The 24,931-nt window shown below is 43.5% G+C and carries 24 protein-coding genes and 3 tRNA genes; 24 read left to right on the plus strand and 3 right to left on the minus strand.

Annotation, left to right across the window (positions count from 1 at the left end; genetic code table 11):
* The first annotated feature begins 222 nt into the window (after positions 1 to 222).
* Complete coding sequence (locus tag V6259_RS08140; protein WP_341584139.1) at positions 223 to 729, plus strand: DUF6942 family protein; 507 nt, start codon at positions 223 to 225, stop codon at positions 727 to 729.
* Positions 714 to 1,157: a tellurite resistance TerB family protein gene (locus V6259_RS08145; RefSeq protein WP_133012464.1), complete on the plus strand. Its 444-nt coding sequence runs from the start codon at positions 714 to 716 to the stop codon at positions 1,155 to 1,157. The genes V6259_RS08140 and V6259_RS08145 overlap by 16 nt, the downstream gene beginning before the upstream one ends.
* Before the next feature lie 62 nt (positions 1,158 to 1,219).
* Here the strand turns inward: V6259_RS08145 and V6259_RS08150 are convergent, their stop codons facing one another.
* Positions 1,220 to 1,804, minus strand: coding sequence for a superoxide dismutase (locus V6259_RS08150; RefSeq protein WP_341584140.1), 585 nt, complete (start codon positions 1,802 to 1,804; stop codon positions 1,220 to 1,222).
* 156 nt (positions 1,805 to 1,960) lie between these two features.
* On the opposite strand from V6259_RS08150, the gene V6259_RS08155 reads away from it, so the two are divergent.
* From V6259_RS08155 to cysN, 4 genes are all read left to right on the plus strand, one after another.
* On the plus strand, positions 1,961 to 2,890 hold the full coding sequence (locus V6259_RS08155; RefSeq protein ID WP_341584141.1) for a hypothetical protein: 930 nt from the start codon (positions 1,961 to 1,963) through the stop codon (positions 2,888 to 2,890).
* A gap of 116 nt (positions 2,891 to 3,006) precedes the next feature.
* Complete coding sequence (gene trhP / locus V6259_RS08160; protein ID WP_341584244.1) at positions 3,007 to 4,353, plus strand: prephenate-dependent tRNA uridine(34) hydroxylase TrhP; 1,347 nt, start codon at positions 3,007 to 3,009, stop codon at positions 4,351 to 4,353.
* 164 nt (positions 4,354 to 4,517) lie between these two features.
* The gene (cysD, locus tag V6259_RS08165) at positions 4,518 to 5,423 is read left to right on the plus strand and encodes a sulfate adenylyltransferase subunit CysD (RefSeq protein ID WP_341584142.1); all 906 of its coding nucleotides are present in this window, start codon (positions 4,518 to 4,520) and stop codon (positions 5,421 to 5,423) included.
* Between the two features lie 25 nt (positions 5,424 to 5,448).
* Positions 5,449 to 7,062 (plus strand): sulfate adenylyltransferase subunit CysN, encoded by a 1,614-nt coding sequence (gene cysN / locus V6259_RS08170; protein WP_341584143.1) that lies wholly within the window; start codon positions 5,449 to 5,451, stop codon positions 7,060 to 7,062.
* 126 nt (positions 7,063 to 7,188) lie between these two features.
* Here the strand turns inward: cysN and V6259_RS08175 are convergent, their stop codons facing one another.
* On the minus strand, positions 7,189 to 7,923 hold the full coding sequence (locus V6259_RS08175) for a siderophore-interacting protein (RefSeq protein ID WP_341584144.1): 735 nt from the start codon (positions 7,921 to 7,923) through the stop codon (positions 7,189 to 7,191).
* Positions 7,924 to 7,946: 23 nt separating this feature from the next.
* On the minus strand, positions 7,947 to 8,369 hold the full coding sequence (locus tag V6259_RS08180) for a MarR family winged helix-turn-helix transcriptional regulator (protein ID WP_341584145.1): 423 nt from the start codon (positions 8,367 to 8,369) through the stop codon (positions 7,947 to 7,949).
* A gap of 184 nt (positions 8,370 to 8,553) precedes the next feature.
* Between V6259_RS08180 and V6259_RS08185 the strand changes: the two genes are divergently transcribed.
* The 18 genes from V6259_RS08185 (at position 8,554) to V6259_RS08270 (ending at position 24,931) form a co-directional block, all read left to right on the plus strand.
* Complete coding sequence (locus V6259_RS08185) at positions 8,554 to 9,048, plus strand: transcription elongation factor GreAB (protein WP_341584146.1); 495 nt, start codon at positions 8,554 to 8,556, stop codon at positions 9,046 to 9,048.
* Positions 9,049 to 9,246: 198 nt separating this feature from the next.
* Entirely contained in the window at positions 9,247 to 11,016 is a 1,770-nt protein-coding gene (aspS, locus tag V6259_RS08190; RefSeq protein ID WP_341584147.1) for an aspartate--tRNA ligase, read from the plus strand.
* A gap of 164 nt (positions 11,017 to 11,180) precedes the next feature.
* Complete coding sequence (ruvC, locus tag V6259_RS08195) at positions 11,181 to 11,738, plus strand: crossover junction endodeoxyribonuclease RuvC (RefSeq protein WP_133012455.1); 558 nt, start codon at positions 11,181 to 11,183, stop codon at positions 11,736 to 11,738.
* A complete protein-coding gene (gene ruvA / locus V6259_RS08200; RefSeq protein ID WP_341584148.1) occupies positions 11,735 to 12,337 on the plus strand; it encodes a Holliday junction branch migration protein RuvA in 603 nt (200 codons plus the stop codon). Before ruvC ends, ruvA begins: the two co-directional genes overlap by 4 nt.
* A 3-nt stretch (positions 12,338 to 12,340) precedes the next feature.
* Complete coding sequence (ruvB, locus tag V6259_RS08205) at positions 12,341 to 13,354, plus strand: Holliday junction branch migration DNA helicase RuvB (RefSeq protein WP_133012453.1); 1,014 nt, start codon at positions 12,341 to 12,343, stop codon at positions 13,352 to 13,354.
* 9 nt (positions 13,355 to 13,363) lie between these two features.
* Positions 13,364 to 14,044, plus strand: a complete 681-nt coding sequence (gene tolQ, locus V6259_RS08210) for a protein TolQ (RefSeq protein ID WP_133012452.1) — start codon at positions 13,364 to 13,366, stop codon at positions 14,042 to 14,044.
* The gene (tolR, locus tag V6259_RS08215) at positions 14,044 to 14,472 is read left to right on the plus strand and encodes a protein TolR (RefSeq protein WP_133012451.1); all 429 of its coding nucleotides are present in this window, start codon (positions 14,044 to 14,046) and stop codon (positions 14,470 to 14,472) included. Before tolQ ends, tolR begins: the two co-directional genes overlap by 1 nt.
* Entirely contained in the window at positions 14,472 to 15,422 is a 951-nt protein-coding gene (gene tolA, locus V6259_RS08220; protein WP_341584149.1) for a cell envelope integrity protein TolA, read from the plus strand. The genes tolR and tolA overlap by 1 nt, the downstream gene beginning before the upstream one ends.
* A gap of 2 nt (positions 15,423 to 15,424) precedes the next feature.
* Positions 15,425 to 16,720, plus strand: coding sequence for a Tol-Pal system beta propeller repeat protein TolB (gene tolB / locus V6259_RS08225; protein ID WP_133012516.1), 1,296 nt, complete (start codon positions 15,425 to 15,427; stop codon positions 16,718 to 16,720).
* 19 nt (positions 16,721 to 16,739) lie between these two features.
* The gene (gene pal, locus V6259_RS08230; RefSeq protein ID WP_341584150.1) at positions 16,740 to 17,327 is read left to right on the plus strand and encodes a peptidoglycan-associated lipoprotein Pal; all 588 of its coding nucleotides are present in this window, start codon (positions 16,740 to 16,742) and stop codon (positions 17,325 to 17,327) included.
* 2 nt (positions 17,328 to 17,329) lie between these two features.
* Positions 17,330 to 18,112, plus strand: a complete 783-nt coding sequence (gene ybgF, locus V6259_RS08235) for a tol-pal system protein YbgF (RefSeq protein ID WP_240537089.1) — start codon at positions 17,330 to 17,332, stop codon at positions 18,110 to 18,112.
* Between the two features lie 41 nt (positions 18,113 to 18,153).
* Positions 18,154 to 18,229: transfer RNA gene (locus tag V6259_RS08240), tRNA-Lys, on the plus strand.
* A 26-nt stretch (positions 18,230 to 18,255) separates the two neighbouring features.
* Positions 18,256 to 18,331: transfer RNA gene (locus V6259_RS08245), tRNA-Lys, on the plus strand.
* 38 nt (positions 18,332 to 18,369) lie between these two features.
* On the plus strand, positions 18,370 to 19,416 hold the full coding sequence (gene nadA, locus V6259_RS08250) for a quinolinate synthase NadA (protein WP_341584151.1): 1,047 nt from the start codon (positions 18,370 to 18,372) through the stop codon (positions 19,414 to 19,416).
* Between the two features lie 204 nt (positions 19,417 to 19,620).
* Positions 19,621 to 20,187 carry a nitroreductase family protein gene (locus V6259_RS08255; RefSeq protein WP_341584152.1) on the plus strand — a complete coding sequence of 189 codons (567 nt, stop codon included), beginning with the start codon at positions 19,621 to 19,623 and terminating at the stop codon, positions 20,185 to 20,187.
* 94 nt (positions 20,188 to 20,281) lie between these two features.
* Positions 20,282 to 20,369, plus strand: a tRNA-Ser gene (locus tag V6259_RS08260).
* Positions 20,370 to 20,878: 509 nt separating this feature from the next.
* Positions 20,879 to 23,353 carry an EcoAI/FtnUII family type I restriction enzme subunit R gene (gene hsdR, locus V6259_RS08265; RefSeq protein ID WP_341584153.1) on the plus strand — a complete coding sequence of 825 codons (2,475 nt, stop codon included), beginning with the start codon at positions 20,879 to 20,881 and terminating at the stop codon, positions 23,351 to 23,353.
* 105 nt (positions 23,354 to 23,458) lie between these two features.
* Entirely contained in the window at positions 23,459 to 24,931 is a 1,473-nt protein-coding gene (locus tag V6259_RS08270; RefSeq protein WP_341584154.1) for an N-6 DNA methylase, read from the plus strand.

Here is a 24,931-nt window from a genome sequence, read left to right on the forward strand (position 1 = left end):
ATATTAGTTATTTCTAATGCTATTGTTAAATATAAGCTAAATCTAATATAAAAACTATTCCTTGTTACAATATATTCTAGAGATGATCGCCTTAGTGCACAGTCTTGACCAAAGTAACTCGGATATCCTAAATCTGGTAGACTACTTAGATTAAAATGTTCTTCAATGCAGTAATTAAGTTAACGCTCTTTTAATGATGTGGCACAGAGGTTTTGTAAGTTAATGAGTACAGAGCAAGATCCAGTTAAAAATATCGGAGTGCCATTAGGAGAAGCCGATTATGTATTTCTTTTACCAAACAAGCCTATATTGCCATTAAAGAGTATGGAAAAAGGGCTGGTAGCGGAATATGTGTCTGAGCTCATTAATCTAAATGGCAATCATTGGCGAAAAATTTTAACCATAATGTCAAAGTTAACGGTGCCAAAGCTTGAGAACTGGCGACAATGGCGTAATGAAATGTTGTCGGATAATGTCACTATCATCTTCGATGCTGAACAGCTTAAGCTGATAACAGGAACCACGTTTATCGTTGGCAATGGATTTCGAGACGAAATCGTCATTGCAGATGAGGCGATTACGTTAGGGCAGCGACATGTTGCCTTTTTGACGCCGAATTATATTTGGTGCCCATACTTAGATTATCGTCAATTTCCTAATGTATTAATCGACGAGTTGCGCCATTCAATTAATAATAATATCCCGGAGAATGCATGTTTCAAGCCTTAAAAGTTTTATTTCAAATTTCTGTAGAGCCAGAAAAACGCATTAGTTATCAAGAGGCGATCGCCGCGTTGCTGCTGGAAGTTATGATGGCGGACGATGAAATAAACGACCGTGAAGTTGAGCAGGTCAAACGTTTTTTACGTGAAGAAACGGATTTAGAAGACGAAATTGATACTTTGTATGAAGAGGCAAAAGCAGGCGTTTCAAACGCTAATGACCTTTATCAATTTACTAAAGTCATTAATGAAAGTGCATCGGTAGAGCAAAAAGTCGAGCTTGTAAAAGGCTTATGGCGAGTCGCTTTTGCAGATGGTGTTGTGGACGCTTATGAAGACCATCGCATACGTCGTATTAGTGAGTTGCTCTTTATGCCGCATTCAGAATTTATTCAGGCAAAATTGTCGGTACAAGCGGAAATAGAAGCTGAGTAGTTTTTGAGCAATAAAAAAAACGCGGCATAAGCCGCGTTTTGACTGCATATCGTAAATGTGACTTAAGCTGAGAAGTTTGCTGCTGCAAATTCCCAGTTAGCCAATGCCCAGAAACCTTTAAGGTAGTCAGGACGTACATTGCGGTAATCAATGTAGTAAGCGTGTTCCCACAAATCAACTGTGATAATTGCTGTTAGGCCATCAGTCATTGGAGTACCAGCGTTGCTAGTATTAACAATGTCTAAAGATCCGTCTGCAGTTTTCACTAGCCAAGTCCAGCTAGAACCGAAGTTGTTCACTGCTTTGTCATTGAATGCTTCTTGGAATTTAGCGAAAGAACCCCATTTTGCATTGATGGCATCAGCCAGTGCGCCAGTTGGTTCGCCGCCGCCATTAGGGCTTAAGCTATTCCAGAAGAAAGTGTGGTTCCAGATTTGAGCAGCGTTGTTAAAAACGCCACCAGCTGGTGCTGAAGTGATAATCTCTTCTAGAGATTTGTTTTCGTATTCAGTACCAGGAACCAAGCCGTTAAGTTTTACTACGTAAGTATTGTGATGTTTACCGTAGTGGTACTCAAGTGTCTCTACAGACATGTGCGGCTCTAGTGCATCTTTGGCAAAAGGAAGAGCGGGTAATTCAAAAGCCATTTCTATTCTCCTTGCTTTATATTAACGAAAAATGCTTGTTATCAAGCAGTTAATGGTGCTTATATAGTAGCATCGAACTTTGGAAGATAATATTCATTAAGTTTGTATGGTTATTAATTCCATAATTTTTATTAATAGCGAAGACATAAGATTTCCATGCCTAGAGACGAAGACGTAGATATTCCAAGCCTTAAGCTAGACCAAGATGAAGTTAGCGACAGAAGGCCATCATCAAGTACACCTAAGCGCCGGCTTAACCCTCCACCTGCAAGAGCGTCAGTACCTACGGGTAATGTCGTCTATAGAAAGCCAAAATTAACAGGCCTCTATATACTGCTCATTTTGATTTTAGCCGCTGCCGCTGGAGCGGGCTACTGGCTTTGGCAACAAAACCTGCAGCTGCGTGAGGAGTTATCGGGTACCAAAGGGAAGATTGAAAACCTTGATCATCAATTATTAGCAGCAGACGTGTCAGCCAACAAACAAGGCGAAACCGTTGAACAAACGTTAAAGAATCACGACAGTGAGATTCGTAAGCTTTGGGCCATTGCTTATGATACAAATCGCAAAACGCTTTCGGATCACTCCGATGCTATTACGGCGATGCAGAAAAAGCTGTCTATTATGAACGATGCGGTTTCAACTCAAACACAAAGAATCGCGATTCAGGGTGATGCCTTTAATGAATTAGAGGCAAATTACAATAAGTTAATCACCTCCGTTGCCGAGATTGATAAAACGGTCAAACCATTAACGAAACAGTTAGCGGCGGCATTAGATAAGCAAGCAAGCTTAGAGAAAGAGGTGGCTTTACAAAAAGGTAATGACGAGGCGCAAGCATTAAGTCTTGATCAAGCGTCGCAAGATATTGATTCATTACAGAAGAAGGTTAAGTCGCTTGCGAACAATTCTGCTGGCCTGAGTGCCGCAGAGCTGTCAAACATTAAGCAAACGCTTAAAAAGTATCAAGATGCGATAGACTCAAATGATGCCTTCCGGTCACAAATGAATGCACAAATGCTTCGCTTGAATAAACAGATTAACCAGCTATTACTGCAGCAGCAGTTGAATACAGAATCAAATTAGATTGATTTGAATCATTGAAAGGCCGACTTGTTCGGCCTTTTTTATTGCCTCAAATAGCGTCACAGAAGAGTTTGGGTAGAATGCGCGCATTCATTCCAATCAAGATTAGTGACATTATGACCGAACTACTTTCTCCTGCCGGTACGCTTAAAAACATGCGCTATGCGTTCGCCTATGGCTCCGATGCGGTTTACGCCGGACAGCCGCGCTATAGTTTGCGAGTGCGCAACAATGACTTTGATATGGCGAACTTAGCGGTTGGCATCGAAGAAGCTCATCAGCAAGGTAAACAGCTGTATGTGGCCAGCAACATTGCGCCACACAATGCCAAAATCAAAACCTACCTTAAAGACATCGAACCCGTTATTGAAATGGGGCCAGACGCACTCATTATGTCGGATCCTGGCATGATGATGCTGGTCAAAGAAAAATTTCCTGAGATGCCGATTCATTTGTCCGTACAGGCCAATGCCGTGAACTGGGCGACAGTGAAATTTTGGCGTGACTATGGCTTGAGTCGCGTGATTCTTTCGCGGGAGCTGTCATTAGAAGAAATTGGTGAAATCCGTACCATGGTGCCAGACATGGAAATAGAAACCTTTGTGCATGGCTCCTTGTGCATTGCCTATTCTGGGCGTTGTTTGTTGTCTGGTTATTTCAATCGCCGCGATCCAAACCAAGGTTCGTGTACTAATTCTTGCCGCTGGCAATACGATGTAAAAGCCGCGAGAGAAGACATCAGTGGTGACATAGTACCCGCCGATAATAGTCATTTAGGCGCTCAACTTTTTGACCCTAAAGACCAAACAACGCTGGGAATGGGCAAGCCGTTTGATGAGGTGGTGTTGTTACGAGAGCAAGGGCGTGAAGGAGAGTTCATGCCGGCTTTTGAGGATGAACACGGCACCTACATCATGAACAGTCGAGATTTACGGGCCATCCAACACGTTGAAAAGTTGATAGAAATGGGCGTGCATTCGTTAAAAATCGAAGGTCGCACAAAATCACATTTCTACGCAGCTCGTACCGCTCAGCTCTATCGTCAAGCCATTGATGATGCAACCTATGGCAAAGCGTTTGATATGGGCTTAATGGATAAATTAGAGGGGTTGGCGCATCGGGGTTACACGGAAGGTTTTTATCGTCGGCATGTGCATGACAAGTATCAGAATTATCAACATGGGAATTCCCTATCAACACAGCAACAGTTTGTTGGAGAAATGTCAGATTGGCATAACGGCTGGCTGACCGTAGAGGTAAAAAACCGTTTCCAAGTGGGTGATAGTTTAGAGCTGATGACGCCATCGGGGAGTCAATTGATCGAATTGAAGGTAATAGAAAATAGAAAAGGGGAGCGCGTGAATGTGGCTCCAGGATCTGGTCATGTGGTTCGTATCCCAGTGCCTGTAAGACCTGAAGGGATTGAATATGGTTTGATAATGAGAAATTTACCGAACGTTTAAGAGTCCTAAATTTGGTTGTATGTTGGTTTTCTATAAAGGCTCAGCTTATGAGCCTTTTTAAATATCAATATATCAATTCGGTCTAGTTGTATTGGTTTTTATAACGTAAATGCATGTTATAGTGAAAAAATAAATGCTCAGCCATACAACAGAGATGGGAAATTATGACAGAGGCAAGACTGACTCACCTAAAACAGCTAGAAGCTGAAAGCATTCACATTATTCGTGAAGTTGCTGCTGAATTTGACAATCCAGTAATGCTTTATTCCATTGGTAAAGACTCAGCGGTAATGCTGCACCTTGCCATGAAAGCATTCTATCCTGGTAAACCTCCGTTTCCACTAATGCATGTGGACACAGGTTGGAAATTCAAAGAAATGATTACCTTCCGTGACGAATTGGTCGCGAGATTAGGGTTAGAACTGATTGTTCATCAAAACCAAGAAGGGATTGAACAAGGCATTGGGCCATTCACTCACGGTAGCGCAACACACACCGATGTAATGAAGACTCAAGGTCTAAAGCAAGCATTAGACAAATATGGTTTTGATGCGGCCTTTGGTGGCGCACGCCGTGACGAAGAGAAATCTCGTGCCAAAGAGCGTGTCTATTCTTTCCGTGATAAGAAACACCGTTGGGATCCAAAAAACCAACGTCCAGAGTTGTGGAATATCTATAACGGCAAAGTCAATAAAGGCGAGAGCATTCGTGTTTTCCCATTATCTAACTGGACTGAACTGGATATCTGGCAATACATCTATTTAGAGAGTATTCCGATTGTTCCTCTTTACTTCTCTGCTAAGCGTCCGGTTGTTGAGCGTGATGGTACCTTGATCATGGTAGACGATGAACGCATGCCTTTGAATGGTGAAGTACCTGAAATGAAGTCAGTACGCTTTCGAACGCTAGGCTGTTACCCATTGACGGGTGCGGTTGAGTCAGAAGCGGATTCATTACCTGAAATTATTCAGGAAATGCTGCTAACGACCAGTTCAGAGCGCCAAGGCAGAATGATCGACCATGACTCAGCAGGGTCTATGGAAGAGAAGAAAAAGCAGGGCTACTTTTAAGTTTGAAGTAAGTTTGGAGTGAAGAATGTCTCACCAGTCAGAATTGATCAGCCAAGACATACTTGGTTATTTGAAACAACATGAAGAAAAAGACCTACTGCGCCTACTGACTTGTGGCAACGTAGATGATGGTAAAAGTACCCTTATTGGCCGCTTGCTGCATGACTCTAAATTGATTTATGAAGATCATTTAGATGCCGTAAAACGCGATAGTAAAAAATCTGGTACGCAAGGCGAAGAAATCGATTTGGCACTCTTGGTAGATGGCTTGCAAGCGGAACGCGAGCAGGGCATTACCATTGATGTGGCGTACCGTTATTTCTCAACTGAAAAACGCAAGTTCATCATCGCAGACACACCAGGGCACGAGCAATACACTCGCAACATGGCCACTGGCGCGTCGACTTGTGACTTGGCTATTATTTTGATTGATGCACGTTATGGCGTGCAAACGCAAACGCGTCGTCACTCTTATATTGCGGCGTTGTTGGGCATTAAGCACGTTGTCGTTGCCATAAATAAAATGGATCTAGTGGATTTCTCAGAGCAGAAATACAAGGAAATCCAAGCCGATTATTTGACGTTTGTTGAGCAATTAGGTGACCGTAAACCACAAGATATTCAATTTGTGCCGCTGTCGGCATTGCGTGGCGACAACGTGGTAAACGTCTCTGAGAGCACACCTTGGTACCAAGGTAAGCCGTTGATGGCTATCTTGGAAACCGTGCAAATCAATCGTGATGTGAAACGCGACGCATTCCGTCTGCCTGTGCAGTATGTTAACCGTCCAAATCTGGATTTTCGAGGCTTCTCCGGCACCATAGCCGCAGGTGTTGTGAAACCAGGGGATGAGATCGTTGCATTGCCGTCAGGCAAAAAATCCAAAGTAGCAGAAATTGTTACTTATGATGGCAACCTTGAGTCTGCGAAAGCCGGTCAAGCCGTAACCATCACGCTAGAAGACGAAATCGACATCAGCCGTGGCGACATGCTGTCTCATCTAGATCAAGAGCCGCTTATCTCTTCAGCGTTAAGAGCATCGGTTGTTTGGATGGCGGATCAGCCATTAGTGCCGGGTAAGTTGTATGACTTTAAACTGGGTACACAAACGGTACCGGGTAAAGTGCATCACTTTAATCATCGCGTCGATGTGAATACGTTGGAAACCAGTGCCATCGAATCGCTTGAGTTAAATGGTATTGGCGATTGTGTGATTCAATTTGACGCGCCAGTCGCGTTTGATGAATACACCAATAGTCGTTTTACCGGCGCTCTAATTGTGATCGATCGCCTTACCAACGTCACTGTTGGTGCCGGTATGGTTGAAGAATCGATTGCGGATTTAGACGAAGACAGGATTGTGAGTGCGGAAGACCGTGCCGCTCGTCTTGGTCAGAAGCCTGCGGTTATTGCTTTGACTGCTGGTGCGTTAGCACAAGTGGAATCCATCGAGCGACTATTGCTTCGTCAAGGTGTGGTGGCATTAGCGAAAGCCGATGCGAGCGCAACTGAAGCCGCTTTGATTCGTGAAACCGGTGTGACTTTATTGGTGTCTGACACTAATATTGCCGACATTGAAATCGCTGAAAGCAAAGTAGACGATGTGATTGAGTTGATTATTGAGCAAGTGCGTTTATAACGCTTTATGCTAAACAGTTTAGTCTGAGCGTTTCAGGCTAAACGTTTTAATCTAATAAAAAACCAGCATCATGAGCCTATCTCATGGTGCTGGTTTTTTTTTGCGTTGTTTTTTTTGCGTAGCGGATTAAGCGGCTTCGCTGTCGGCGCGTTTTACCGCTTTGTGCTGATCTTCGTTGCTGCCTTGTTTCCAGTAGCTGGAAATGTACAGATTTGTTTTTTCGACTTTCTTCTCGTCTTTAAAGAAGCGACGTAATGCTTTCATGCTGCCAAATTCACAGGCGGCCCACACGGAAACATCGTCTGATAACCACTCTAACGCTTGAACTTGTTCTAGTAACGCAAGGTCATTACTGCCAGGGTGGGTATTAACAACCCATTTAAGTTCGATTCCAGCTGGGTGTTTGAGTGGTTGAATGTCTTCTTCAGACACCACTTCGATTACCGCATAGCCTTTTGCGTCTGCCGGTAGGGTTTCAAGGTTGACGCTGATCGCTGGTAGGGCAGTCATGTCGCCAATCAGTAATTGCCATTGGGCCGATTCTTCAATCATTTTTTTAGGGCCCGGTCCGCCGACCAAAATACGGTCACCCGGTTTGGCATTTTTTGCCCATGAAGAGGCTGGGCCTGAGTCATCGTGCAACATGAAGTCAATGTCGATGGCATCGGTGCGTTGTTTACGTATGGTGTAAGTGCGCATTAAACGACTGCTTTCGCTAGGGAAAATAAGTTTCACATAGGCGCTTTCTTGGTTTTCCGGCATGGTGCTAATATTCTCACCGCCTAACGTGACTCTTAACATGTGCGGTGTCACCAAGGTCGTGCTGATGACAGTAAGTTCTCTTGGTTGTGGTCTGCTCATAAGTTTCTCCTGGATATATTGTATTATTCGCATAAATTCTTAGTGATGATTTCTGCATAATGTTTGAAATCATTTATCTGTTGTTCGGTCAGTCCTCGTGCCATTTTTTCTGATGTGGCTTCGTCAAGTGTCATCATGGTATTTAGGATGTGTTTTCCTGACTCTGTTAGCACTAGTCGTTGGCTTCTGTGATTATCAGGATTAGGGCGTTTCTCTATGTGTCCTTTGCCATGAAGTTCTTTTACCATTCTTGTCACTTGTGATTTATCAAGCCCCATTTTTTGCGAAATGCTTTGTGCATGGCAGTTTGGGATTCTTTGAACGCATTTTAATGCTCTAATATGACCAACATGGAGCGCCATATCAGAATTGTTGATGGCGCCTTTGATCTCAGACTTATAGCTATGAATGAGTCGGTGTAGTGATTCGCTTAACGTGACTGTCATAATGTCGCTCACCAGAAATGATAATGATTATCAAATATAATACCCTCAGTTGACTTTGTCAATTCAGGTTTTTGTTTTATTCGCGTTTCCTTATATTTTGCTCACTCTAATGGCAATACAAGTAACGAGACGAAACGTTGTTCTTCATAGATAAAGCTTAATTCAATAATTGTTGTGAGAGTAAATGAACAAAGTAGTGATTTATAAACTCATCGTAGAGGCACTAAAAAAGCGCTTTGACACCGCGAAATGGGCGGCAAATCAAGCCTACGAGGCGGCAACAAGCGAAGAAAGTGTGGCGGAGAATAAATACGATACTTTTGGTTTAGAAGCATCGTATCTTGCTCATGGTCAATCGCAACGTGTACTGGAGTGTGAAAAAGATTATTTAAGCTTTTTGAATCATGACGCTATGATTTTTGCTGAAGATGACGAGGTAAAAACAGGAGCATTGGTGTCGGTAGTTGAACTCAATGCGACAGTCGGTGACGTTAAGTGGTTTTACCTTTCTGCTTGCGCTGGTGGCTTGAGTGTTGACATCACTGGTGGCAAAAGTGTCTTTTTGGTAACGCCTTCTAGCCCTGTGGGGCTAACGCTGATAGGCAAAGCGGAAGGAGATGAGGTAGTTTTAAAGCAATCAGGGCGTGAAATTGCTTACGAAATAGTCAGTGTGTTATGAAGAAGGGGGCTGTTATAGACAAATTTCCCTCTTGCTCTAGAGAGTATGACGTGGTTCGCATATAATGCTTTGCCTTAAAATATTTTGGCTTTTTGTTTTAGCTGTCATATAGAAAATTTACTGTTTGTTTTCTGACCTAACAAAAAGCGATCAAAGAACACTTCACTCTCTTACTAAGACAGTAATAGGATAGAAATTATGCGCAGCCATTATTGCGGCGAATTAAATGCTTCTAATATTTCACAAGAAATCACGTTATGCGGTTGGGTTCATCGTCGTCGCGACCACGGCGGGGTTATTTTCTTAGACGTGCGTGACCGTGAAGGTATTACGCAAGTTGTTTTTGATCCAGATCGTGCAGAAAGTTTTGCAATTGCGGACAGTGTTCGTAACGAATTCGTTGTTAAGCTAAAAGGCTTGGTTCGAGCTCGTCCAGAAGGAACGGTTAACCCTAATATGAACACGGGTGAAATCGAAGTGTTGGGTTTGGATATTGAAATCCTTAATGCTGCAAAAACACCTCCTTTCCAACTTGATGAACATCAATCTGTTGGTGAAGACGTACGTTTAAAAAATCGCTTTATTGATTTACGTCGTCCTGAAATTCAACAAAAAATGCGTTTCCGTTCAAAAGTAACATCGGTATTACGTAGCTACCTAGACGATAACGGCTTCTTAGACATCGAAACACCAATTCTAACGCGTGCAACACCAGAAGGTGCGCGTGATTACTTGGTACCAAGCCGTACACAACAAGGCAGTTTCTTCGCGCTTCCACAATCACCTCAGTTGTTTAAGCAACTGTTGATGGTGTCTGGATTCGACCGTTACTACCAAATTGCAAAATGTTTCCGTGACGAAGATTTACGTGCCGATCGTCAACCTGAGTTTACTCAAGTAGACATCGAAACGTCCTTCATGAGCGAAGAACAAATCATGGGCATGACAGAAGAGATGATCACTAGCTTGTTTAAAGAGCTAATGAGCGTTGATTTGGGTACATTCCCTCGTATGCCTTACTCTGAAGCAATGGAAACTTACGGCAGCGACAAGCCTGATCTACGTATTCCATTGACGATTGTCACTGTGTCTGACTTGATGGCTGATGTGGACTTTAAAGTCTTCTCTGGCCCAGCAAAAGATCCTAAAGGTCGTGTTGCTGCCTTGAAAGTACCGGGCGGTAATTCACTGACTCGTAAGCAAATCGACGAATACACTAAATTTGTTGGTATTTACGGCGCCAAAGGCTTGGCATACATCAAGGTAAACGACAAATCTAACCTTGAAGAAGGCCTACAGTCTCCAATCGTTAAGTTCTTGCCGATGGAAGTGCGCCAAGAGTTGATGACTCGTCTTGATGCACAAGATGGCGACTTGATCTTCTTTGGCTCTGACTCTGCGAAAATAGTTAACGAAGCGTTGGGCGCATTGCGCTGCAAATTGGGTGAAGACCTTGATTTGTACACTTGCGAGTGGGCACCTTTATGGGTAGTTGACTTCCCAATGTTTGAAGAAACATCGGACGGCGGCATTACTGCCATTCACCATCCTTTCACCGCGCCTTCTTGCTCTGCAGAAGACCTAAAAGCAGATCCGCTTAATGCCTTGTCTCAAGCGTATGACATGGTTCTAAACGGCACTGAATTGGGTGGTGGTTCGATCCGTATTCACCAGTCTTCTATGCAAGAAACCGTGTTTGAATTGCTTAATATCAGCGAAGAAGAACAAGAAGAGAAATTCGGCTTCTTGTTAGACGCATTGAAATTCGGTGCGCCACCACATGGTGGTTTAGCATTTGGTCTGGATCGTCTTGTTATGTTGATGACGGGCTCGGCTTCTATCCGTGACGTAATTGCCTTCCCTAAAACGCAAAGTGCAACTTGTTTGTTGACTCAAGCGCCAGGTGAAGTAAGCGAAAAGCAGTTGAAAGAGCTGCACATCCGCGTTAGAAAGCCTGTTACAGAATAGTAACATTTGACCTTTAAACTTATTTTAAAACAGTAAGTTGTGTTAAAGGATTGCAAGAAAAATGTAAAAGGCCGCTTATTTGCGGCCTTTTTTATACATTTACATTGCATACTTATGAAAGGACTGTTGGAATATACAGTAATGATAAAGAATACGGGAACTCAATGACTGTCACGAGAATATTAGCGATTGATCCAGGCTCTCGAATTACAGGTTTTGGAATCATTGATGTTTCAAATGGCAAATCCATTTATGTCAATAGTGGTTGCATTAGATTACCGGATGAAGCGCTGTCGGTAAGGCTAAAACATATCTTTAATAATGTGTCGTCTTTGCTGGAAGAATATAATCCCCAGGAATTCGCCATCGAAGAAGTGTTTTTAGCTAAAAATGCGAACTCAGCATTGAAGCTTGGGCAAGCACGAGGTGCGGCCATTGTTGCCGCTTCATTGCGAGAACTGTTTGTGCATGAGTATGCGGCTCGACGAGTGAAACAGTCCGTCGTGGGCAACGGCAATGCAGACAAAGAACAAGTTCAGCTCATGGTTCAGTTACTTCTGAAATTATCCGCGAAGCCTCAGGCAGATGCGGCAGATGCGCTCGCGATTGCTTTGTGTCATGCTAACACTCGCACCTCTGGCGGCTTGGAATATGGCGTCGGTAAACGAGCAGGGCGCACTTCTAAACGTTGGACTGAACAAGATGTAAGGAAAGCACTTTGATCGGACGAATTGTCGGTACCTTGGTAGAAAAAACACCACCAGAGCTTTTGGTTGATGTGAACGGCATAGGCTATGAAATCAGTGCCTCTATGACGACTATTTATGACCTGCCGCAAGTGGGTGACATGGTGACTTTATATACTCACTTTCTAGTAAAAGAAGACGCCCAAACACTTTATGGGTTTATTGATAAAAATGAGCGTGCCTTGTTTCGTGTGCTGATTAAAGTCAACGGCATTGGTCCTAAAATGGCCTTGGCTGTCTTATCAAGCATGTCTGCGGAAGAGTTGGTTTCGAATGTACAAGAGTCAGATGTATCTGCCTTAACAAAAATCCCTGGTGTTGGTAAGAAAACGGCAGAACGACTTATTATCGAATTACGAGATAAGCTCGGACAGGCGGCGAAAACCGACTTGTTTTCTACGCCAGCCGTATTGCGTCAAGTCCAGACAGATCCTAGGCAGGAAGCTGAGGCAGCGCTTATTTCTCTTGGCTATAAGCCTCAAGAAGCCGCTCGTGCTATTGCTGGTGTTCCTATGGACGCCGCTAGCAGTGAAGATGTCATTAGAGCCGCACTTAAAGGTATGCTAAGGAATTAATGTATGATTGAGCAGGATCGAATTATAACGGCTGAGATAAAAGGCAGCGACAGGCAAGTAGATCGTGCTATTCGCCCTCAAGCATTAGCAGAATATATAGGGCAGCCGGTTGTCAGAGAGCAAATGGAAATATTCATCCAAGCTGCTAGACAACGAAATGAACCGCTTGATCATACTCTGATATTTGGGCCGCCAGGTTTGGGTAAAACCACATTGGCTCATATTATTGGCAATGAAATGGAGGCGGACGTAAAAACAACGTCGGGGCCGGTACTTGAAAGAGCGGGAGACTTAGCGGCATTATTAACCAATCTAAACGAAGGGGATGTGCTTTTTATTGATGAAATTCATCGATTAAGCCCAGCCATTGAGGAAATCCTGTATCCAGCCATGGAAGATTATCAGCTGGATATTATGATTGGTGAAGGGCCGGCGGCGCGTTCGATTAAAATTGAACTCCCTCCTTTTACACTTGTCGGAGCAACAACTCGAGCGGGTTTGTTAACATCACCGCTTAGAGATCGCTTTGGTATCGTGCAGCGTTTAGAGTTTTATGATGTTGAATCGTTAACGACGATTGTCGCGCGTTCAGCAGGAAAGATGGGGATGGAACTTGATCAATCTGGCAGCTTTGAAGTGGCCAGGCGATCCCGAGGAACCCCCAGAATAGCGAACAGATTATTACGCCGAGTGCGTGATGTAGCGCAGGTAAGTGGTGAAGCACTGGTAACCCAAAAGATTGCTCAACGAGCGTTGGATATGTTGAGTGTGGATAGCCAAGGTTTTGACCACCTAGACAGGCGCATGTTATTAACTATGATAGAAAAGTTTGATGGAAGACCGGTCGGACTTGATAGTGTGTCTGCCGCTCTTGGTGAAGATAAAGATACAATCGAAGATGTTATTGAACCTTTCTTAATACAACAAGGTTTTGTTATACGAACGCCTCGAGGTCGGCAAGTTACTAAGCGAGCCTACGAGCATTTTAATTACCAGTTACCTACAGATTTTAAATAGAGGTTAAAAATGTCAATTTTGGGTTTAATCGCCAGCGCCAGTTTTGTTGTGCAAATTGTTATGTTGATACTGTTGGCAGCATCCATCTTCTCTTGGGTAATTATTTTTCAGAGAATACGTGTTCTAAAACAAGCCAAGAAAATAAGATCTGAATTTGAAGACGAATTTTGGTCAGGCATAGACCTTAGTAAGCTTTATAAAAAGCTAACTCAAGAGGGTCGAAAAATTGAAGGTATTGAACATATTTTCACGGCAGGTATTAAAGAATTCACACGGTTACGTCAGAGTCATAATATAGAACCTGATGCGGTCATGGAAGGCGTGCAGAGAACAATGCGAGTGGCCTTGTATCGTGAAGAAGAGAAACTGGATAAGCATTTGGCTTTCTTAGCTACGGTTGGTTCAACAAGTCCTTATATTGGCTTGTTTGGTACTGTTTGGGGGATTATGCATTCTTTTATCGGATTGGCTGATGTTCAACAAGCCACCTTAGCAACGGTTGCACCTGGTATTGCCGAGGCGCTTATTGCTACGGCGATTGGTTTGGCCGCGGCGATCCCGGCTGTTATAGCTTACAACCGTTTTTCTACGACTGTGGAATCTTTAAGTTCTGGTTACGAAAACTTTTCTGATGAATTTACCAGTATCCTGCATCGTAAGGTCTATGTGAAAGAGGGAGGCGTCGCCTAGTGTCTCGCTCTAGAAGAAGACAAAAACGTCGTCCTATGGCAGAGATCAATGTAGTTCCCTATATTGATGTTATGCTTGTGTTGCTAGTAATATTTATGATTACAGCGCCGATGATGACGCAAGGTGTCGATGTAAAATTACCGAACGCAAGCGCTGCGCCAATTCAAGAGACTGAAACGGATGTCATGATTGCTTCAGTTGATAGCAAAGGTGAGTTTTATTTGGATTTTGGTGGTAAACAAGAGCCGATTACACTCGACGCTTTACAAGCAAGAGTTCGTAAGGTCTTGAAGCAAAATCCAAAAATACCTGTCCTTGTTAGAGGCGACAAAGATGTATCTTATGGTGCCGTAGTCGGTCTGATGGTGGCATTACAAGGGGCGGGCGTGCCGAACGTTGGTTTGGTAACGGAGCCGAGCAAAAATTAATGAAGTGGCTAAATAAAGAAAGTTACGGAGTACCGGCTTTATTAGCAGTGGGTCTTCATTTGGTTATTTTGGGGGGCTGTTTTGTCGCTGTTGATTTCAGTGATAAAGATGCGCCTGCGCCAAAGAGGACGCCAGTTGTGCAGGCGACCGTGGTTGATATTTCGCAAACTATAATTGGTAAGCGTGAAGAACAGGCCAAGAAGCTTATTCAGCAACAAGCGATAGAAAAAAAGAACAAAGAAAAAGAAGCACAACAAAAAGCTAAAAATTTAGAACGTAGAAAAGCCTTAGAAGCTCAGAAAAAAGAATTAGCTCAAGCTAAAAAGGCAAAAGACAAAGCAATTCGTCAAGCTGCTGCCGCAAAAAAGGCCGCCGCAGATAAAAAGAAAGCCGCTGATGACGCGAAGAAAAAAGCGCAGCAAGAAGCGTTGGTCGCAAAACAAAATGCAGAAAAACAAAAGCGCTTAGAGCAAGATAAAGCGGAAGAAGAGAAAAAACGCAAAGCAGAGGCCGCAAAACAGCTTGCAGAAAAAGAGAAACAACGCCAACTTGCGGCAGATAGGGAAGCAGAAAAAGAACGGTTAGCAAAAGAAGCGGCCGATGCGGCCGCGGCGAAAAAAGCCGAAGATGAAAAAAGAGCAGCCGATGAGGCGCAAGCGGTACAATCTATCAGTAGTTTGATTAATGATAGAATCACGGCGGCTTGGAATCGACCTGCTAGTGCTCGAAATGGCATGAAAACAGAACTACAGATCTCTTTTCTACCGTCGGGCGAAGTGCTTGCAGTGAACTTAATTAAGAGTAGCGGTGATGCATTGTTTGATCAGCGTGCGGTAAATGCAGCAAGAAGTATTAGAGTAGAGGAATTGTCGAAAATCGATCCCTATGTATTTGATCGAAACTTTCGTAAAGTCGTTATCATATTTAACCCACAGGACTTAAGAAACTGATGATGTTACGTAAATGGTTCTTAGTATTTTTCACCTGTATGGTGTTTATTAGTACGGCGAGAGCTCAGCTTGTTATTGAAGTAACCAGTGGTGCTGATCAGTTATTGCCGATTGCTGTTGTACCGTTTGGTTACGATGGCACTGCGCCGTTACCTGAAGACATCGCACAAATTGTTCAAGATGATCTAGTGCGAAGTGGCCTGTTTCATGCGATTCCACGATCCAGCATGTTGAGTCAGCCTTCAAAAGAAGCGGACGTTTTTTATCGGGACTGGCGCTTACTCAAAAGTGACTATGTGGTTATTGGTTCGGTTAAAAAAATCGCCACAAATCGTTACCGCATCGGGTTTGAATTATTAAACGTATTGACCCAAAAGCCAGTAGAAAAACATGCGTCCATTGATGTTAGTGGCTCAAACTTTAGAGACGCGGCGCATTACATCAGCGATAAGGTTTATAAATTATTAACAGGAATTCCTGGTGCTTTTAGCACGCGCATTCTTTATGTTACGGCAGAAGGCGATAAGCGTGCTCCAACATTTAAATTGCAAGTTGCTGACGCAGACGGTCATCGACCTCAAGTCATTGTAGAGTCGAAGGAGCCTATCCTATCTCCTGCGTGGAGTAGTAATGGTAAAAACATTGCTTATGTGATGTTTAGAAACCGTAGACCAAATATTTTTATACAAGAATTAGCGACGGGTAAAAGACAGCAAATCGCTCACTTTAGAGGCTTGAATGGTGCGCCTGCTTGGTCACCAGATGGTAAGAAGTTAGCGCTAGTACTTTCTAAAGATGGTAATCCTGAGATATATACGTTAGATATAGCAACTCAAAAGCTTGATCGCATGACAAATCATTATGCTATCGATACTGAACCAAGTTGGGAGCCAGATGGGAAAGGTATTATCTTTACCTCAGACCGAGGCGGGAACCCACAAATATATCGCTTAGACGTTAAGACAAAGCGCGTCGAGCGTGTTACTTTTGAAGGTGACTCAAATACAAAAGGTGAGATGACGCCTGATGGTCGTTATCTTGTTACCGTGCAAAAAGATGATGGTAATTACCACATTGCTTTGCAAGATATGAAAACAGGTCGAGTAAAAATACTGACTCGTACCTATTTAGATGAATCGCCGACTATTGCGCCAAATGGCAGCATGGTTATGTATGCTACTACCGAAAATGGTAAGGGTATTCTGGCAGTGGTATCTGTTGATGGGCTTGTGAAATATAAGTTGCCGTCAACTGATGGAGATGTACGTGAACCAGCCTGGTCTCCGTACTTCAAATAAAGTTATTAAGGAGTGAATAATGAGTGTAAATAAACTAGGTAAGATTGCTGTAATTGGTCTATCTGCTGCTTGGATTGCCGGCTGTAGCACAACGTCAACGGATACTGATTCTGCTACGACAGCAGAAAATGCAGCAACCACTGAACAAGCTACAGATGCAAATGGCACATCAGATCAATCTTATGGTGCTAATCAAGATAACGCTGTAAGCAGTGTTATTGTTGATGATGGTCAAGCTAAAGCGAATGACAAAAACAGCATGAGTATGCTTGACGGCGTTCAAACTGTTTTCTACTTCGACTTTGATAAGTCTGTTGTTCGTCCAGCTGCTCGCGAAGCGCTAGCTAAACACGCTCAATACCTTATCGCTAACCCAGAAGCACATGTTGTTCTTGAAGGTCACACTGATGAACGTGGTACTCGTGAATACAACATGGCACTAGGTGAGCGTCGTGCTAAAGCAGTTGCTCGTTACTTGACTATTCAAGGCGTTGCGGCTTCTCAAATCGAAACAGTTAGTTTTGGCGAAGAAGTTCCAGTTGCCTTCGGTCATGATGCTGCTTCTTGGCAATTAAATCGTCGAGTAGAAGTTCGTTACGAAAAATGATCGTGAATAAGCTTATTTCTCGCTCCTTTGCAGTGGTGCTGTTTTTTACAGCACCACTAGCAATGGCTGCCAATCAGCAGACCGGTGCTTTGTCATCGAATGCGGCAGCAGAATTACTCTCGCAATTGGATACATTGCAATCCGATGTGAGAAACCTTAGAGGTCAATTAGAAGAGCAAGGGCATGAGTTGTCTCAAATGAAAGCGCAGCAGCGTGATCGTTATATTGATTTAGACAAACGTATCTCTCTTTTAATGTCAGCTTCGGCAGCAAAACAAAATGATAATACTTCCCAAGTAAGTTCAGATGTTGCTCCAGCCTCTACCGAAGCGCCAATTGCGCTAGGTGTAAATGGCGATTCATCGGATACTTCAGTTCAAACTGCTCCCATAGCCCTCGCACCAGCATCACCAGAAGCCAAAAGTGCTTACAATGATGCTTATGCCTTGATTCGCAAGAAGCAATTTGAAACAGCTGAGGTCGCTTTTACAGAGTTTGTTAAGGATTACCCTAATAACAAACTTACTGGTAATGGCTACTATTGGCTTGGCGAGTTAAAACTCGTTCTGGGTAAACCTAAAGAAGCGTTGCAAGAATTCAATACTGTCATTAAGAAATTCCCTGGTCATAACAAAGAGCCTGATGCGTTATATAAACTAGGAATTGTCAATGATCAGTTAGGTAATACTGACGCATCTAAGTCTTATTTACGGGATGTCATTAGTCGTTTTCCTAATAGCAAAACTGCAAAGTTGGCAACAAGTTATCTAAGTAATGTTAAATAACTTGTAATTCTCAGCGGGCTCTGTACTATACGCAACCCGTTGGGTCGTTAGCTCAGTTGGTAGAGCAGTTGACTTTTAATCAATTGGTCACTGGTTCGAATCCAGTACGACCCACCAACTTTTTTTATCTTTCTGTGATTTTTGGGTCGTTAGCTCAGTTGGTAGAGCAGTTGACTTTTAATCAATTGGTCACTGGTTCGAATCCAGTACGACCCACCAAATATCACCTCGCTTCAAGTACCTAAAGAGGTAGCGATATGTCTGAGATTTTTGATAAAGTGGCATTGCGTGCGACGGTTCAAAAACACTTATCCGCAGCTGAAAAATCCCTAGAAAATCCCCCCTTAGATAATGACTCGCTTCGCGAAGAGATCAAGTCACTACTTAAGCAAAAAAATGCCGTTCTAGTTGCTCATTACTACACCGATGATGCTATTCAAGAATTGGCTGAAGAAACCGGCGGTGTCATTGCCGACTCTCTCGAAATGGCTCGATTTGGTGCCAACCATGATGCAACAACTCTCGTGGTTGCTGGCGTTAAATTCATGGGCGAAACCTCTAAAATATTAAGCCCAGAAAAAACCATTTTAATGCCAACGTTAGAAGCAACCTGTTCGTTAGACATTGGTTGTCCTGCTGATGAATTTTCTGCATTTTGTGACCAATATCCAGATCGTACTGTTGTTGTTTATGCGAATACTTCAGCGGCGGTAAAGGCGCGGGCAGATTGGGTTGTCACCTCGAGCATTGCTCTGGATGTCGTTACTTATCTTTCTGATAGGGGTGAAAAAATTATTTGGGCACCAGATCAACATCTTGGTGGTTATATTCAGCGTGAGACTGGTGCTGATATGATTCTTTGGGATGGTGCTTGTATCGTTCATGAAGAGTTTAAAGCAAAAGGTATTCTTGACCTAAAAACGGTTTATCCGAATGCCGCTGTTTTGGTGCATCCTGAATCGCCTGAATCTGTTGTTGACGTCGCTGATGTTGTTGGTTCTACCTCTCAACTGCTCAAAGCATCTAAAGAAATGAGCAACGATACCTTCATAGTGGCAACAGATAGAGGTATTTTTTATAAAATGAAGCAGGCTTCTCCTAGCAAGCGTTTCGTAGAGGCGCCTACTGGTGGATCTGGTGCGACTTGTAGAAGTTGTGCTCATTGCCCTTGGATGGCGCTGAATTCGTTAGAGCTACTTCGTAACGCCCTGAGAGATGGTACTGGCGAAATATTTGTAGACGAAGAAACAAGAGTTAGCGCTCTAATTCCCTTACAGCGTATGCTGGACTTTCAAATCAGTTAATATTAGCAGGATGGTTGCTCAAATCATCCTGCTTTCTCTTCCAAATTATTCAGGTACCGCAATTAACACCTGAACCTAAGTCTTCATTTTTTCTTTGTATTTACTATAAAAAACTAGACCACAAAAAACCTTATATGATATTAATTATCATTACTGGTATCTCCAATCTAATCTTTACGTATGTCGAAAGGAAAATAGCGCTTTATGAGTAATGACTTTATAAAATTTATGCGGAATCGAGTCTCACAACCAGCACTAGCATCCCCAGGTCCAAGTAAAGAAGAATGGTTGGAAGTGTTAGATGCAGCCAGCCGAGCAGCAGATCATCGTAACCTAAAGCCGTGGCGCTTCCGAGTTTATGAAGGGGAAGGACGCAATAGAATAGGGCAGATTTATTGGCAGCAGGCATTAAGTGAATTAGATGATCTCGATCCTTCAAAAGAGGCTTCGTTTGTTAAAAAAGCATTTCGAGCGCCGACCATTTTATTGGTATACGCCCATATACAAGAGCATTCGGCCGTACCGGATATTGAACAGATTATGGCAACAGCCGCCGCCGCTCAACAAGCGATGCTTGGCTTAAATGCACTTGGGTACGGAACAATATGGCGCAGTGGTTCGGCTTGTTTTACATCCAAAACGAAAGAACTATTAGAGCTTGATGCAGAGGACCAAATTGTTGGCTTAATTTATGTCGGTACACCAACGGCAAAACCAACAGTACCAGAAGACACAGGTATTAAAGAACGAATTGAATGGATTAGCTGCTAATAACGAGATTCTTTATTTAAAAATTGGTTGCAATTCAATGACTTCATAATTATTATACGCCCACAAATTACGCAGAGCGTGATTGGCCGGTATTGGTGAGCTGTCCGAGTGGCCGAAGGAGCACGCCTGGAAAGCGTGTATGTCGAAAGGCATCAAGAGTTCGAATCTCTTGCTCACCGCCATTATTTCTTGGTACTGAATTCATTCAGAATCAAATAAAAAAAGCCCTTAGTATTCATTTACTAAGGGCTTTTTTGCGTTTGACTAAAATATTTTTCCGCACTCTACTAAGTCGATCAATTAGTCCCAACCACATGCATCTTCCCTTGCTTATCACTTTGAACCTAACAGCAAAGAATTAGAGCCCCTGCGTCATAGGAAATAGCCAGTGCAGAGAAAAGGGCTTTAGAAGTGCTCGTATATGCCATAAGGCTTTCTTTGGTTGCGTTTGTCTGGTTATTGTCAGGGTTTATCCTTTATTCGCTCATAAAAAAAGTGCTATGTTACGGACTGTAATGTCAGAGGTGACATTTAACTCATTAATTTAGGTACAAATTGGATAAGGATTTACTTTGAAAAAGACGCTGGTAGCTAGATTGCCCATTATTAGCGCCTAACTCACAGATAAAATTATTCTAGTAACGCTTTTTGATTATTGAGTACCTAAACCGATTTGTAACGGATATACAGCATGGCTTCTGAGATTAATAAGGCAAGGTTAACCGAAACGGACATCATTACGAAGTTCATTCTACCGGCGGTAAAAAGCGTTGGTTGGGATGATATGACGCAAATTCGCCAAGAGGTAAAGTTGCGTGATGGTAAGGTGATTGTGCGTGGGCAAATGGCCGCTCGCCGAAAAGTGAAGTCGGCAGACATAGTGCTTTACCATAAACCCAGTATGCCGCTTGCTGTTATTGAAGCCAAAGCCAATAAACATGAAATTGGCAAAGGCATGCAACAAGCTTTAGATTATGCCAATTTGTTGGATGTGCCTTTCGTATTTGCTTCCAATGGTGATGGTTTTATCTTTCATGATAAAACCAATTTAACCGCCTTAGAAACCGAAATTCGCCTTGAAGATTTCCCCTCGCCAGAAACATTATGGCATAAGTTCTGTGTATGGAAAGGCTACAAAACCGAGCAATTGCCCGTTATTACGCAAAGTTACCATGACGATGGTACTGGCAAGGCGCCACGGTATTACCAACTTCAAGCGATTAATAAAACGGTAGAAGCGGTAGCGGCAGGTCAAGATCGAATTCTATTAGTAATGGCCACCGGCACTGGCAAAACCTACACCGCCTTTCAGATTATTTGGCGCTTATGGAAAGCCCGCGCGAAGAAACGCATCTTGTTTTTAGCCGATCGTAATATATTAGTAGACCAAACTCGTATCAATGATTTTCAGCCCTTTGGCACCGCCATGACGAAAATCACTGGTCGTACGGTAGATCCAGCGTTTGAAATTCATCTGGCCTTATATCAAGCCTTAACCGGTCCAGAAGAAGAGCAAAAAGCCTACAAACAGGTCGATCCTGATTTCTTTGATTTAATCGTCATCGACGAGTGCCATCGTGGCAGTGCATCAGAAGAAAGTGCGTGGCGCGAGATATTAGATTACTTCCATAGTGCGACCCAAGTGGGGTTAACCGCCACCCCAAAAGAAACCGAAGATGTATCGAACATCGAATACTTTGGCGACCCTATTTACAGTTATTCGTTAAAGCAGGGCATCGAAGATGGTTTCTTAGCGCCTTACAAAGTTGTCCGAGTCGATATAGACATCGATGTGCAAGGTTGGCGTCCAACTAAAGATCAAATCGATAAAAACGGCGAATTAATAGAAGATCGCATCTATAACCAAAAAGATTTTGACCGAACCATTGTCATTGATGAACGCACTCAACTGGTCGCGCAAACGGTAACCAACTATTTAAAGCGCATCGGTCCAATGTCGAAAACCATTGTTTTCTGTAACGACATCGACCATGCCGAGCGCATGCGTCGTGCTATAGCGAACCTTAATCCAGAGCAAATGGCGAAAAATGACAAATACGTCATGAAGATCACCGGCGATGATGATCTCGGCAAAGGCCAGCTAGACAACTTTATTAACCCGAAACGAGCCTACCCTGTCATTGCCACCACCTCGGAGCTGATGACCACAGGTGTGGATGCGAAAACCTGTAAGCTGGTAGTGTTGGATCAAGGCATTCAATCGATGACCAAGTTTAAGCAGGTAATTGGTCGTGGCACCCGCATAGACGATAAATACGGCAAGCTGTGGTTCACCATAATGGACTTTAAAAAAGCCACCGAGCTGTTTGCCGACGAGCGCTTTGATGGTGAGCCAGAGCAAGTGAAAGAAACCACACCAAAAGACTTTGAGAGCGACGAAGGCTTAGACGACATTATCGAAGGAGAAGGTGAGCTAGACGCCAGCAAGGCATTCGAAGATGAAGACATTGACCCAGCGACCATCCAAGAACCCGAAAAAACCTATGAGTTCGATAATGGCACAAGTGGCAATGAATATGTCGATAACACAGAGGGCAGTGATGACTGGAACGACGAGCAAAAAGTCCGCAAATTTCATGTAAAAGGTGTGAGCGTCAAAGCCTTGGCTGAGCGCGTTCAGTATTACGATAGCGATGGCAAATTGGTCACCGAATCCTTTAAAGATTACACCCGCAAAACCATGGCGGGCTTGTTTAGCTCGTTAGACGAATTTACCCAGAAATGGCAAGGCACAGACCGCAAACAAGCGATCATCGATGAGCTGGCAGAGCAGGGGATTATTTGGGAAGCCCTAGAGGAAGAAGTAGGAAAAGGGCTAGATCCATTCGATCTCATTTGCCATGTGGTTTATGATACGCCCCCGCTAACGCGTCGCGAGCGTGCCGACAATGTGAAGAAACGCAATTACTTCACCAAATATGGCGAAACCGCTCAACAAGTGTTGAATCAATTATTGGATAAATACGCCGATGTAGGCGTACAAGAAATCGAAAGCATCAATGTGCTCAAGGTCACGCCATTTGACCAATACGGCCGTCCTGCGGAAATTGTTAAAAAAGGCTTTGGTGGCAAACCGCAATACGACGCGGCCATCAAGGAACTGGAGTTTGAAATATACCAGCCGGATACGCCTAAAACAGCCTAACCACAAGCGGCTGGGCTTAGCTCCAGTCGCCATTACAACGGCAAACACTCTTCATTAAAAACGTGAACTAAAGCGTTATTAGTAGTAAATAATCAGAGAAAAATTATGTCTATCAGTTCTGCAATCAAATCCATCCAAGATATTATGCGCAAAGACGCCGGTGTAGATGGCGACGCTCAGCGCCTTGGCCAAATGTCATGGTTATTGTTTCTAAAAGTATTTGATGCCCAAGAAGAAGAGCTAGAGCTGGAACAAGACGATTACCGCGAGCCAATCCCCAAGGCGTTTTTATGGCGCGAATGGGCCGCTGATAATCAAGGCATGACAGGGGATGAGTTACTAGAGTTTATCAATGATGACTTATTTCCAGGGCTCAAAAACCTCATTGCCCCGATTGATAAAAACCCGCGCGGTTTCGTGGTAAAAGAAGCCTTTAGCGATGCTTTTAACTACATGAAAAACGGCACTCTGTTGCGCCAAGTGATCAACAAGTTAAACGAGATCGACTTTACCAATTCCCAAGAGCGTCATTTATTTGGCGACCTGTATGAGCAAATCTTAAAAGACTTACAAAGTGCCGGTAACGCAGGGGAGTTCTACACGCCTCGTGCCATTACCAAGTTCATTGTCGCGGTGACAGACCCAAAACTGGGTGAATCTATCATGGACCCTGCTTGTGGTACAGGTGGCTTTTTGACCTGTGCCTTTGACCATGTAAAAACGCATTATGTGAAATCGTCTGGGGATCACCAAACTCTACAAAAGCAAATTTACGGTGTAGAAAAGAAACAGCTGCCACATTTACTCTGTACCACCAATATGATGCTCCACGGTATCGAAGTGCCCGTGCAAATCAAACACGGCAATACTCTTAATAAGCCGCTTTCTAGCTGGGATGAGCAGGTAGACGTGATTATCACCAACCCTCCATTTGGTGGTACGGAAGAAGACGGCATCGAGAAAAACTTCCCTAGTGAAATGCAAACTCGCGAAACCGCCGACTTGTTTTTACAGCTGATCATTGAAGTGCTCAGCAAAACAGGCCGCGCCGCTGTGGTTTTGCCAGATGGCACCTTGTTTGGTGAAGGCGTCAAAACCAAAATCAAAAAAATGCTCACCGAAGAATGTAACCTGCACACCATAGTGCGTTTGCCCAATGGCGTGTTTAACCCGTACACAGGCATTAAAACCAATATTCTGTTTTTCACTAAAGGTCAGCCAACGCAAGAAGTGTGGTTTTACGAGCACCCCTACCCAGCAGGGGTAAAAAACTACAACAAAACCAAACCAATGAAATTTGAAGAGTTTGCAACCGAACTGAATTGGTGGGGAAAAGAAGAAGACGGTTTTGCCACGCGAGTGGAAACCGAGCAAGCGTGGAAAGTCTCCATCGACGACATTATTGCCCGTAACTTCAATCTAGACATTAAAAACCCGCACGTTGACGACGTGATCAACCACGATCCAGAAGAACTATTAGCCGAATACAATCAGCAACAAGCCGAGATTCAAGCTTTGCGTGATCAGTTAAAAGGTATTTTATCTGCGGCGCTGTCTTCTAGTGAAGAGGGTAAATAA

Origin of the sequence: Marinomonas sp. TI.3.20, assembly GCF_038155025.1 — a bacterium.
GTDB lineage: Bacteria > Pseudomonadota > Gammaproteobacteria > Pseudomonadales > Marinomonadaceae > Marinomonas > Marinomonas flavescens.